Below are 12,087 nucleotides of genomic sequence, written 5' to 3' on the forward strand. Positions count from 1 at the left end.
CACCTACCTTAGACCAAATGTCTGAATTGATGGGGTATGGCGAATCTCATCACCCGATCCGCGCCCCTCAGGCAACCAATCGCTCCGGGTACCCCTCCGGGGCGCCCTGCCCCCGCACGCCAAACAGGGGCGCCCCGAGCCAACCGGCCCGGGGCGCCCCACCGACGTACCGCCGCGGATAACGCAGATACCTCGGATGACTCAGATGACTCGGATGACTACGAATGCGTCCGCAGCAGCGTCCGCATCGTCCGCATCGCCACCGACAGATTCGCCAGATCGAACGCGTCCGAGCCCTGGATCTCCTCCAGCGTCGACCGCGCCCGGCTCAGGATCGGCGCGTTCTTCTCCTCCCACGCCTTGAAGCGCTGCTCCGGCGTGGACGTGCCGTTGCCGACGGCGAGGATGTCCGCCGTCAGCGCGGCGTGCGCCGCGTACAGGTCCTCGCGGATGGAGGCACGCGCCATGGACTGCCAGCGGTCGGCCCGCGGCAGTTCGATGATGCGGTCCATGAGCTGGGTGATGCGGAGCCGGTCGGCGAGGTCGTAGTAGACCTCGGCGACGGCCATCGGCTCCTTGTCCATCCGGTCGGCGACGGCGACGATGTCGAGCGTGGGGAAGGCGGACGAGAACCCGGCGACGCGCCGCGCCAGTTCCTCGGGCACGCCCGCCTCGGTCAGCTCGTCGCGGATGCCCTCATACCACTCCAGGTCGGAGCCGCGGAGCAGCTGCGGCAGTTCGGCCCAGACCTCGGCGACTCCCTCGCTGAAGAAGTCGATGGTCTCGGCGAGCTGCAGCGGCTGCGGCCGGTTGTTGAGCAGCCAGCGCGCGCCGCGCTCGACGAGGCGCCGGGAGTGCAGCCGGAGCCGGGTCTGGACGTCGGCGGCGACGACGTTGTCGAGTGCCTCGACCGCGTCCCACACCTCGCTCAGGCCGAAGATCTCCCGGGCGGCCAGCTGCGCCCGCACGATCTCCTCCAGGGAGGCGCCGGTCTCCTCGCGCAGCCGGTGCAGGAAGGTCGAACCGCCGGTGTTGACCGTGTCGTTGACCAGGACGGTCGTGATGATCTCGCGGCGCAGCGCGTGCCCGTCCACCTGCTCGGGGAACCGCTCGCGCAGCGCCTTCGGGAAGTACGCGTGCAGCAGCCGCTGGAGGTACGCGTCGTCGGGCAGCGTCGTCTGGATCAGCTCGTCGGCGGCCGTGATCTTCGTGTAGGCGAGGAGCACGGCGAGCTCGGGCTGGGAGAGCCCGCGCCCGGAGTTGAGCAGCTCGCGGATCTGCCGGTCGTTGGGCAGGAACTCCAGGCTCCGGTCGAGGTGGCCCTGCTTGCCGAGCCTGCGCATGAAGCGCTGGTGGGCGTGGAGCAGGGACGGCGACTGGGCGACGGCGTTGGCCAGCGCGGTGTTCTGCGCGTAGTTGTTGCGCAGGACCAGGTGCCCGACCTCGTCGGTCATCTCGGCGAGCAGCTTGTTGCGCTGCTTGACCGTCATGTCGCCGTTGGCGACGACCGCGTTGAGCAGGATCTTGATGTTCACCTCGTGGTCGGAGGTGTCCACACCCGCGCTGTTGTCGATGGCGTCGGTGTTGATGCGGCCACCGGCGCGCGCGAACTCGATGCGGCCGAGCTGGGTCAGGCCGAGGTTGCCGCCCTCGCCGACGACCTTGACGCGCAGATCGGCGCCGCTGACGCGGATGGCGTCGTTGGCCTTGTCGCCGACGTCGGCGTTGGACTCCGCCGACGACTTCACGTACGTACCGATGCCGCCGTTCCACAGCAGGTCGACCGGCGCCTGGAGGATGGCCTTCATCAGGTCGGCCGGGGTCATCTTGCCGACGCCGGACTCGATGCCGAGGGCCTCGCGGATGTGGGCGTTGAGCTGGATCGCCTTGGCGCTGCGCGGGAAGATGCCGCCGCCCGTGGAGAGCAGCTCCTTGTTGTAGTCGGCCCAGGAGGAGCGGGGCAGCTCGAAGAGGCGGCGCCGCTCGGCGTACGAGGTGGCGGCGTCCGGCTTCGGGTCGATGAAGATGTGCCGGTGGTCGAAGGCGGCCACCAGGCGGATGTGCTCGGAGAGCAGCATGCCATTGCCGAACACGTCACCGGACATGTCGCCGACGCCGACGACCGTGAAGTCCTCGGACTGGGTGTCGCAGCCCAGCTCCCGGAAGTGCCGCTTGACGGACTCCCAGGCGCCGCGGGCGGTGATGCCCATGCCCTTGTGGTCGTATCCGGCGGAGCCGCCGGAGGCGAAGGCGTCGCCGAGCCAGAAGTCGTACGACTCGGCGACCTGGTTGGCGATGTCGGAGAAGGTCGCCGTGCCCTTGTCGGCGGCGACGACGAGGTAGGTGTCGTCCTCGTCGTGGCGCACGACGTCCGCGGGCGGCACGACCTCGCCGGCCACCAGGTTGTCGGTGATGTCGAGCAGCGCGGAGATGAACGTCTTGTAGCAGGCGACGCCCTCGGCCAGCCACGCGTCGCGGTCGACGGACGGGTCGGGGAGCTGCTTGGCGACGAAGCCGCCCTTGGCTCCGACCGGCACGATGACGGTGTTCTTCACCATCTGCGCCTTGACCAGACCGAGGATCTCCGTACGGAAGTCCTCCTTCCGGTCGGACCAGCGCAGACCACCGCGCGCGACCTTGCCGAAGCGCAGGTGGACGCCCTCGACGCGGGGCGAGTACACCCAGATCTCGTACGCGGGACGGGGCGCGGGCAGGTCCGGGATGGCCTGCGGGTCGAACTTCATGGAGACGTAGTTGTGCGGCTTCCCGCTCTCCGCCCGCTGGAAGAAGTTCGTCCGCAGCGTCGCCTTGATGACGGTGAGGAAGGAGCGCAGGATGCGGTCCTCGTCCAGCGAGGCGACCTGGTCCAGCGCGCCGTCGAGCTCCTCCAGGAGCCCGTCGATCAGCTCCGTCCCGGCGCGCTGGCGGTCCGGCGACATCCGCGCCTCGAAGAGCGAGACGAGCAGCCGGGTGGTGTGGACGTTGTTGCGGAGGGTGTCCTCCATGTAGTCCTGGCTGAACGTCGAACCGGCCTGGCGCAGGTACTTGGCGTACGCGCGCAGGACCATCGCCTGCCGCCAGTTGAGCCCGGCCCGCAGCACCAGCGAGTTGAAGCCGTCGACCTCGGCGGCGCCGGTCCAGGCGGCGGCGAAGGCTTCCTGGAAGCGCTCGCGGCCGTCGTCGCCGAGGTAGTCGCCGCTGCCGTTGGACGACTTGGGCATGCGCAGCCCGAAGTCGTAGATCCACGCGTGCGTACGGTCCGCGCAGCGCAGCTCGTACGGACGCTCGTCGGTGACCTCGACGCCCAGGCGCTGCAGCACGGGCAGCACGGCGGAGAGGGAGACCTGCCCACCGGAGCGGTAGATCTTGAAGCGCCGCTCACCGGGCGCCGCGCCGACCGGCTCGTACAGGGAGAGCGCGAAGTCCTTCTCGCCGTGGCCGAGCTGCTCCAGGTGCTGGAGGTCGGCGACGGCGGCGCGCGGCGTGTGGTCGGCCTTGTAGCCCTCGGGGAAGGCGTGCCCGTACCGGCGGATCAGCTCGGCGGCGCGCTCCTCGCCGCACTCTGCGGTCAGCGCCTCGGCGAAGCCGTCGGCCCAGGAGCGGGCGGCTTCGACGAGCCGCGCCTCGATGCGCTCGACGTCGGCGTCGGAGAGGTCGGGGACCACGCCGCCCTTCGGCACCCTGACGACGAAGTGGATGCGGGAGAGGATCGACTCCGTGTTCCAGGCGGTGAAGTCGACGCTCGCGCCGTTCAGCTCCTCCTTGAGGATGTCGATGATCCGCAGCCGGACGCCGGTGGTGTAGCGGTCGCGCGGCAGGTAGACGAGGGCGGAGTAGTAGCGCCCGTACTCGTCCTTGCGCAGGTAGAGCCGGAGCCGGCGGCGCTCCTGGAGGTAGAGGACGCTCGTCACGATGGAGCGGAGCTCGTCGGCGGGCGTCTGGAAGAGCTCGTCGCGCGGGTACGTCTCCAGGATCTGGAGCAGGTCGCGCCCGTCGTGGCTGTTGGCCGAGAACCCGGCGCCCTTGAGGACCTCCGCGACCTTGCGGCGGATGACGGGCACGCGGCGCACCGACTCGGTGTACGCGGCGGACGAGAAGAGTCCGAGGAAGCGCCGCTCGCCCACGACGTTGCCCTCGGCGTCGAACTTCTTCACGCCGACGTAGTCGAGGTAGCTGGGCCGGTGGACGGTGGCGCGGCTGTTGGCCTTGGTCAGGACGAGCAGCCGGTGCTCGCGGGCCTTGGCGCGCGCGTCGGCGGGCAGCCGGTTGAAGGACGGGCTGACCGGGTGGTGGTCGTCGCCGTCGTGCTGCGGGTCGGCGCGCAGGACGCCGAGGCCGGTGCCGGGGACGGCGGCGAGCGAGTCGTCCTCCGTGAGGTCGTACTCGCGAAAGCCCAGGAAGGTGAAGTGGTTGTCGGCGAGCCAGCGCAGCAGCTCGCGGGCCTCCTCGACCTCCTGCTCGGGCAGGTCACCGGCGGTGGGCTCGGTGGGCAGTTCGTCGGCGATGCGCAGCGCGGCGTCGCGCATCTTCTCCCAGTCCTCGACGGTCTCGCGCACATCGCTGAGGATCCGCAGCAGATCGGCGGTGATCTGCTTCAGGTCCGCCCGGTCCGTCTCGCGGTCCATCTCGACGTGGATCCACGACTCGACGAGCGCGTCGTGCGGCAGCTCGGAGCCGGCCCCGGAGGGCAGGACCTCCAGGAGCTTGCCGGTCAGGTCGCGGCGCACGACGACCTGCGGGTGGATCACGACGTGGATGCCGCGACCCTGGCGGGAGAGCTCATTGGTGACGGAGTCGACGAGGAAGGGCATGTCGTCGGTGACCACCTCGACGACGGAGTGGCTGCAGGTCCAGCCGTTCTCCTCGACCGTCGGGGTGTGGACCCGCACGTTGGCCGTCCCCTGGGGGCGGTTCTCGGCGAGCCGGTAGTGGGAGAAGGCGGCTCCGAAGACGTCGACCGGGTCGCGGTCGGCCAGGTCCTCGGGTGCGGTGTGCAGGTAGTAGCGCTGGAGGAACGCGAGAGCCGTGTCCTGGTCCGGCGCGGCCCCGCTCGTCGTCCCGGTCGGCGCACCGCTCGGTAGGCGTCCCCCGGCCGGGCTGCTCTCAGCTACCCGGGCGGCCCGCGCGAGCAGCTCGGCCTTGGCTTCGTCCAGCTTGGTCTGCATTGTCCTCTGACTCCTGTCGCGCGCCGTTGCGTGACGTAGAAGGAAGTGATGTGCCGTAACGCCGCGGCGCGGGGTGTCCGGCCGGTTTCGACGTTATGCCGCGGTGGTGCGCGAGCGGACAGCTTTCCGCCATTTTCAGCGGTTCCACTGACTGATGGCTCGCTCGGCCCGGTCGGCCGCACCGCGAAGAAGCGTCAGCGAGGTCCCGGGCACGGTTGTCCACCGTGTTCCCCGGGCGCAGAGCGGGGGCGTCCATGCCCCCGCGGGATATCGCGCTGATCACGGGTCAAGGCTATCGCTCCGCACCCGGAACCCGTCATGAGCCGCATGTGTACAAAAGCGGGGCCCGAACTTTGACAGTCTGCACAGTCGCCCCGCCCATGGCCCTCTTGGCAAAGAGCCACCGCGGGGGCACGTTGGCCGGGAGGGTCCGGCCCGACGGGGGCGGCACCCGTCCGAGGGGAGCACAGCAAAATGGCAGCCAAGATCCTGATCGTGACCGGTGACGCGGCGGAGTCGCTCGAGGTCCTCTACCCCTACCAGCGTCTGCGCGAGGAGGGGTACGACGTCCACATCGCCGCCCCGGCCCGCAAGACGCTGCGGTTCGTGGTGCACGACTTCGAGCCGGGCTTCGACACGTACACGGAGAAGCCCGGCTACACCTGGCCCGCCGATCTCGCCTTCGCCGAGGTGGATCCCGGCCAGTACGTCGCGCTGGTGATTCCCGGGGGCCGTGCTCCCGAGTACCTGCGCAACGACCCCGAGCTGCGCAAGATCCTCAAGTCGTTCTTCGACGCGGACAAGCCGGTCGCCCAGATCTGCCACGGCCCGCTGCTCACCGCGGCCATCGGCAGCCTGAGCGGCCGCAGGGTCACGGCGTATCCGGCGCTTGAGATGGACATGCAGGCGGCCGGGGCGACCTACCAGGACGCGGAGGCCGTGGTGGACGGCACGCTGGTCTCGGCGCGCGCGTGGCCGGACCACTCGGGCTGGATGCGGGAGTTCCTGACGGTGCTGCGGGCGAAGGCGCCGGTGACGTAGGGGGCGCCGGGCGGGGCATTCCCTGGGGGTCAGGCCACGAGCCGCTCCGCCACGTCGACGGCGTCGGCCAGGGTGTCGACGACGGGCACCCCGGCCACCTCCAGACTCGCCCGGCTGTGCGAGCCGCCGGTGTAGAGCACGGCCCGCGCCCCCACGTGCGCGGCGGCCACGGCGTCGTCGAGGGCGTCACCGATGACGACGATCCGCTCGACGTCCAGCTCGCCGTGGCCCCCGTGGCCCCCGTGGGCCCCCTGGCCCCCGTCCCCGTGCTCGGCGAGTGCCGCGAGGTGGCGCACCATCCGCTCGGCCTTGCCCGCGTGCGATCCGTCGGTCCGGCCGTCGACGCGTACGAAGTACTCGTGGATGCCGTGTCTGCGCACGATCGGCACGAGGTGCTCGTGCGGGGCGAGCGAAAGCAGCGACTGCGTACGCCCGTCGGCCAGGCGCCGGGCCAGCAGCTCGGAGGCTCCCTCGGCCAGCGCGCAGGCGTCCGCGCGGGTCCAGTAGTGCTTGTGGAAGACGGTGTCCATGAGCTGCCACTCGGCGTCGGTGGGCAACCGTCCCATCAGCCGCTCGTAGAAGCGCGGCACGGGCACGCAGTACAGATCGCGGTACCGCTCCAGGGTGATCGGTTCGAGCCCGAGCTCCGCGAAGGACGCGTTCGTGGCGTCGATCACCGCATGGATGTCATGCAGCAGCGTCCCGTTCCAGTCCCACACGATGTGCGCCCCGCGCAGCGTCTTCCCCATACGAAGACGCTACCGCCCCCCACCGACATGCAGGGCCCCACACCCGAACCGCCACCATCGGCCCCGTTCAGGAGCCCTGGAGAAGCCCGGGGATCTCCTGCGTCGCGAACCACAGCAGCTCGTGGTCCTCGGCCCCGTCCACCACGAACCGCGCGTCGTCGTCGCCCTGGTCCGCCGCCCCCAGCGCCGCGGCCGCCGCCGCCACGTCCGCCGCCGCGTCGTCGGCGTCCACGTGCACGGCCGCCGCCTTGCCCAGCGGGAGTCCGTCGGCAATCCGCACCTCGCCGAGCGCCCCCTGGTCGAGTCCGCGGTCGGGGTCGGCCACGGCCGCCCCGTCCGGCACGTCGGCCGCGAGCACGACCCGCCGCCGCGCCGCTGCCGGATCGCCCGCGATCAGCCGCAGCGACGCGAGCGCCGCCCGGTTCAGCGCCGCGTACTCCAGCTCCTCGATGTCGTCCGAGACGTACCACTCCCGCAGCGCGGGCGTCACGGCGTAGGCGACCAGCGGGCCGGGCCCCAGCTCCCCCGCCTTGTACGCCTCGGCGAGCCGGGGCAAAGTCAGAGGAACGTAGACGCGCATGACTGACCGCTTTCGTCCGTGTCCGCGCAGGCGGACCTTCGTGGCCGTGGAAGACCTTCAGGATACGTGCGGGAGTCCCCCATCGGGCTCCCCCCACCACGCCCCGCCCCGTCAGCGCGCGTCCCGGCCCTCACCCGTGCGCTCCGGTGCCCGCCGCGCCTCCAGGGCCCCGCGTCCTCCTGATAGGTGAACCTCGACGCGGCTGCCGCCCGCCCCCGGGATCCTTGCGCCCGCCCGTCCCGCCCCCGTACAAGATCTCCAACGCGAAGTTACTCCCCGGTATCAGCCGGGCTCCCCACGAGGGACACCACGACGGAGGCACGCATGCGCAAGGTGATGACACGGCCCCGCCCCCGCCCGGCCGCGGGCCGGCCTCCCGCGGGCCGTCCGCCCACCCGGAGGGACTCCCGGCGCCCCTCGACACCCTCAAGGCCCTCCACGCCCACGACACTCTCAAGGCCCTCCACGCCCACGACGCCCCGCACCGCGACGATCCCCGCCCAGCCGCCCCCGCACCCCACCGAGCTCTTCGCCGAACGCCTCGTCCTCGTGCTCAGCGGCCAGCGCCCGATGCACTGGGTGGCCCGGTACATCGCCAACACCGCCTTCGACGACCTCGCCCGCCTCGCCGAGCTCAGGCCGCTCTCCGCGAACGGCCACCGCCCCACGGTCCGCCGGATCGGCCACTACCAGCCGCACCCCGAGACGTACGAGGTCTTCGCCCGGATCGCGACGGGCCCGCGACTGCGCGCGCTCGCGTTCCGCCTGACGCTCGGCCCGGACCGCAGGTGGCGCTGCACGGCCGTGGAAACGGACCCGAGCCACGCCTAGCAGGCCTCTTCATCCCCGATGCGCGCACGCCAGAGGGGCCGGGCAGCAGCCCGGCCCCTCCAGTCACCTCACTACGACAGCGGCCGCCTACTTCTTGCGCCGCCGCCCGCCCTTCTGCGCCTTGCGCCGCTCCGCCCGGGTCATCCCGTCCGACTCGGACCGGACGCCCTCGCCGTCCGTGGTGAAGTCGCCCTCGTCGACCCCGCCCTCGGCGTTCGGCGCCTGGAAGTGCAGGCGGTCGGGCCGCTGCGGAGCCTCGAGGCCCTTGGCGTGGATCTCCGGCCGCGCACCGGCACCGGCCGGCACCGCGTCCTGCGCGCCGTCCTTCGTGAGCGAAGGCGCCGAGTCCTCGACGGGGACCTCCTCGACCTGCTGCTCGACCTGGACCTCCAGGTTGAACAGGTAGCCGACGGACTCCTCCTTGATGCCGTCCATCATGGCGTTGAACATGTCGAAGCCCTCGCGCTGGTACTCGACCAGCGGGTCCTTCTGCGCCATGGCACGGAGGCCGATGCCCTCCTGGAGGTAGTCCATCTCGTAGAGGTGCTCGCGCCACTTGCGGTCGAGGACCGAGAGGACGACGCGCCGCTCCAGCTCACGCATGATCTCGGAGCCGAGCTGCTCCTCGCGCGCCGCGTACTGCTGGTGGATGTCGTCCTTGATGGCGTCGGAGATGAACTCGGCGGTGAGGCCCGCGCGGTCGCCCGCCTCCTCCTCCAGCTCCTCCACGGTGACCTTGACGGGGTAGAGCTGCTTGAAGGCGCCCCACAGCCGGTCCAGGTCCCACTCCTCGGCGAAGCCCTCGGCGGTCTCGGCGGCGATGTACGCGTCGATGGTGTCGTCCATGAAGTGGGCGATCTGCTCGTGCAGATCCTCGCCCTCCAGGACGCGACGGCGCTCCCCGTAGATGACCTCGCGCTGGCGGTTGAGGACCTCGTCGTACTTCAAAACGTTCTTGCGGGTCTCGAAGTTCTGCTGCTCGACCTGCGACTGCGCGGAGGCGATGGCGCGCGTGACCATCTTGTTCTCGATCGGCACGTCGTCCGGCACATTGGCCATGGACATCACGCGCTCGACCATCTGGGCCTTGAAGAGGCGCATCAGGTCGTCGCCGAGCGACAGGTAGAACCGGGACTCGCCGGGGTCGCCCTGACGCCCGGAACGACCGCGCAGCTGGTTGTCGATACGGCGCGACTCGTGCCGCTCCGTGCCGAGGACGTAGAGCCCGCCGAGCTCCTTGACCTCTTCGAACTCGGCCTTGACGGCACGCTCGGCCTTCTCCAGGGCGGCGGGCAGCGCCGCGGCCCACTCCTCGACGTGCTCCACGGGGTCGAGACCGCGCTGGCGCAGCTCGGCCTCGGCGAGGTCGTCGGGGTTGCCGCCGAGCTTGATGTCGGTGCCTCGTCCGGCCATGTTCGTGGCGACGGTGACGGCGCCCTTGCGGCCGGCCTGGGCGACGATGGTCGCCTCACGGTCGTGCTGCTTGGCGTTGAGCACCTCATGCTGGATGCCGCGCTTGGAGAGCTGCTGGGAGAGGTACTCCGACTTCTCCACGGAGGTGGTGCCGACCAGGATCGGCTGCCCCTTCTCGTGCTTCTCCGCGATGTCGTCGACGACGGCGGCGAACTTCGCGACCTCGGTGCGGTAGATCAGGTCGGACTGGTCGGCGCGGACCATCGGCCGGTTCGTCGGGATCGGCACGACGCCCAGCTTGTAGATCTGGTGGAACTCGGCGGCCTCGGTCATGGCCGTACCGGTCATGCCGGAGAGGCCGCTGTCGTAGCCCTCACGCTTGTAGAGGCGGAAGAAGTTCTGGAGGGTGATGGTGGCGAGCGTCTGGTTCTCGTCCTTGATGTCCACCCCTTCCTTCGCCTCGATCGCCTGGTGCATGCCCTCGTTGTAGCGGCGGCCGGCGAGGATACGGCCGGTGTGCTCGTCGACGATCATGACTTCGCCGTCGATGACGACGTAGTCCTTGTCCTTCTTGAAGAGTTCCTTGGCCTTGATGGCGTTGTTGAGGTAACCGACGAGGGGCGTGTTCACCGACTCGTAGAGGTTGTCGATGCCGAGCCAGTCCTCGACCTTGCTCACGCCGGACTCGTGGATGGCGACGGTGCGCTTCTTCTCGTCGACCTCGTAGTCCCCGGTCTCCTCGATGCCCTTGAGGGGGTTGCCGGGCTCGCCCTTGGTGAGGCGGGTGACCAGCTTGGCGAAGTCGCCGTACCACTTGGTGGCCTGGTCGGCGGGGCCGGAGATGATCAGCGGCGTACGCGCCTCGTCGACGAGGATCGAGTCGACCTCGTCGACGATCGCGAAGTTGTGGCCGCGCTGCACCAGCTCGTCCTGCGACCACGCCATGTTGTCGCGGAGGTAGTCGAAGCCGAATTCGTTGTTCGTGCCGTACGTGATGTCGCAGGCGTACTGCTCGCGGCGCTGGGCCGGCGTCATGTTGGCCAGGATGCAGCCGACGCTCAGACCCAGGAACTTGTGGACGCGACCCATCATCTCGGAGTCGCGCTCGGCCAGGTAGTCGTTGACCGTGATCAGGTGGACGCCCTTGCCGGACAGGGCGTTCAGATACGCGGGGAGCGTGCCGACGAGGGTCTTGCCCTCACCGGTCTTCATCTCCGCGACATAGCCCATGTGCAGCGCGGCGCCGCCCATCATCTGGACGTCGTAATGGCGCTGGCCCAGGACGCGCTTGGCGGCCTCGCGGACGGTCGCGAAGGCTTCGGGCATGAGGTCGTCGAGCGTCTCGCCGTTGGCGTAACGCTCCTTGTACTCCTCGGTCAGCGCGCGCAGCTCGGCGTCGGAGAGGCTGACGAAGTCCTCTTCGATGGAGTTGACCTGGTCCGCGATGCGGTGCAGCTTGCGCAGGATCTTGCCTTCGCCTGCACGCATGATCTTCGAGAGGACGGACACGGGGGTTGGTCTCCTTGCCGGTCGGGCCTGGCATGGTCGGTTTTACTCGTCGGGCAACGGCCATCGTATGCGAGGACCAGCCTGCCCCGGGAGGTCTGCCATGAGGTCAACGGGCGAGGGGCTCCGAAGGTGCCGGGTTGTCCCTATCAGGGCCTCGCGCACGGTGATCGCGAAAGCCCGTAAAACGCTGGCCCCACGCGCTGCGTCCCAGCAGAATCGCTTGATGGAGCCCGTCACCCTCACCACCGAGCGTCTGTCCCTGAGCGTCTTCACGCCCGAGGACATCGACGAGACCTGCGCGGCCTGCCAGGACCCGGACATCCAGCGCTGGACCACCGTCCCCTCGCCGTACGCGCGCGTGGACGCCGAGAGCTTCGTGCGCACGATGGTCCCCGAGGGCTGGCGCAACGACACGGAGTACACCTTCGCCGTACGTCCCCTCGCGGGCGGCCCCCTGCTCGCCGCCGCCAGCCTGCACCACCCGCGCTCGGGCACCTGGGAGGTCGGTTACTGGACCGCCAAGGAGCACCGGGGCCGCGGCTACATGACGGAAGCCGTGCTCGGCCTCGCCCGCTGGGCCTTCACGGACCTGCGCTGCACCCGTCTGGAGTGGCGTGCGGAGGTCGGCAACACCGGCTCGCGGGCCGTCGTGGAGAAGGCCGGCTTCACCGTGGAGGGCGTGCACCGCGCGGGCCTGCTCAACAAGGAAACCGTCCGCGACTGCTGGGTCGGCGCGCTGCTCCCCTCGGACCTCGGCATGCCCTCCACGCACCCGTACCTGCCCGCCAGGGCGTGAGGC

7 protein-coding genes are annotated in these 12,087 nt (G+C 70.2%); 3 read left to right on the plus strand and 4 right to left on the minus strand.

Annotated features, from left to right (window positions below; translation table 11 throughout):
- Window positions 1–218: 218 nt before the first annotated feature.
- Window positions 219–5,165, minus strand: coding sequence for an NAD-glutamate dehydrogenase (locus ACFVYR_RS27910; protein WP_384255094.1), 4,947 nt, complete (start codon window positions 5,163–5,165; stop codon window positions 219–221).
- Between the two features lie 474 nt (window positions 5,166–5,639).
- Between ACFVYR_RS27910 and ACFVYR_RS27915 the strand changes: the two genes are divergently transcribed.
- Entirely contained in the window at window positions 5,640–6,206 is a 567-nt protein-coding gene (locus ACFVYR_RS27915) for a DJ-1/PfpI family protein (RefSeq protein WP_384255097.1), read from the plus strand.
- Between the two features lie 29 nt (window positions 6,207–6,235).
- Here ACFVYR_RS27915 and ACFVYR_RS27920 read toward each other — a convergent pair whose 3' ends face one another.
- A complete protein-coding gene (locus tag ACFVYR_RS27920; RefSeq protein WP_384255099.1) occupies window positions 6,236–6,955 on the minus strand; it encodes an HAD family hydrolase in 720 nt (239 codons plus the stop codon).
- A gap of 67 nt (window positions 6,956–7,022) precedes the next feature.
- The gene (locus ACFVYR_RS27925; RefSeq protein WP_384255102.1) at window positions 7,023–7,535 is read right to left on the minus strand and encodes a DUF6912 family protein; all 513 of its coding nucleotides are present in this window, start codon (window positions 7,533–7,535) and stop codon (window positions 7,023–7,025) included.
- Window positions 7,536–7,859: 324 nt separating this feature from the next.
- On the opposite strand from ACFVYR_RS27925, the gene ACFVYR_RS27930 reads away from it, so the two are divergent.
- Window positions 7,860–8,366 (plus strand): Rv3235 family protein, encoded by a 507-nt coding sequence (locus tag ACFVYR_RS27930; protein WP_384255104.1) that lies wholly within the window; start codon window positions 7,860–7,862, stop codon window positions 8,364–8,366.
- An 87-nt stretch (window positions 8,367–8,453) separates the two neighbouring features.
- Here ACFVYR_RS27930 and secA read toward each other — a convergent pair whose 3' ends face one another.
- Window positions 8,454–11,288, minus strand: coding sequence for a preprotein translocase subunit SecA (gene secA / locus ACFVYR_RS27935; RefSeq protein ID WP_384255107.1), 2,835 nt, complete (start codon window positions 11,286–11,288; stop codon window positions 8,454–8,456).
- Window positions 11,289–11,511: 223 nt separating this feature from the next.
- Between secA and ACFVYR_RS27940 the strand changes: the two genes are divergently transcribed.
- Complete coding sequence (locus ACFVYR_RS27940) at window positions 11,512–12,084, plus strand: GNAT family N-acetyltransferase (RefSeq protein ID WP_384255109.1); 573 nt, start codon at window positions 11,512–11,514, stop codon at window positions 12,082–12,084.
- The last annotated feature ends 3 nt before the right edge of the window (window positions 12,085–12,087 follow it).

Origin of the sequence: Streptomyces sp. NPDC058284 (genome assembly GCF_042881135.1) — a bacterium.
Classification (GTDB): Bacteria; Actinomycetota; Actinomycetes; order Streptomycetales; family Streptomycetaceae; genus Streptomyces.

What these genes read in the sequence shown, in the direction of transcription:
- ACFVYR_RS27940 (WP_384255109.1), top strand. Translation starts at nt 11,512, where the DNA reads ATGGAGCCCGTCACCCTCACCACCGAGCGTCTGTCCCTGAGCGTCTTC.
- ACFVYR_RS27930 (WP_384255104.1), top strand. Translation starts at nt 7,860, where the DNA reads ATGCGCAAGGTGATGACACGGCCCCGCCCCCGCCCGGCCGCGGGCCGG.
- ACFVYR_RS27910 (WP_384255094.1), bottom strand. Translation starts at nt 5,165, where the DNA reads ATGCAGACCAAGCTGGACGAAGCCAAGGCCGAGCTGCTCGCGCGGGCC.
- ACFVYR_RS27920 (WP_384255099.1), bottom strand. Translation starts at nt 6,955, where the DNA reads ATGGGGAAGACGCTGCGCGGGGCGCACATCGTGTGGGACTGGAACGGG.
- ACFVYR_RS27925 (WP_384255102.1), bottom strand. Translation starts at nt 7,535, where the DNA reads ATGCGCGTCTACGTTCCTCTGACTTTGCCCCGGCTCGCCGAGGCGTAC.
- ACFVYR_RS27915 (WP_384255097.1), top strand. Translation starts at nt 5,640, where the DNA reads ATGGCAGCCAAGATCCTGATCGTGACCGGTGACGCGGCGGAGTCGCTC.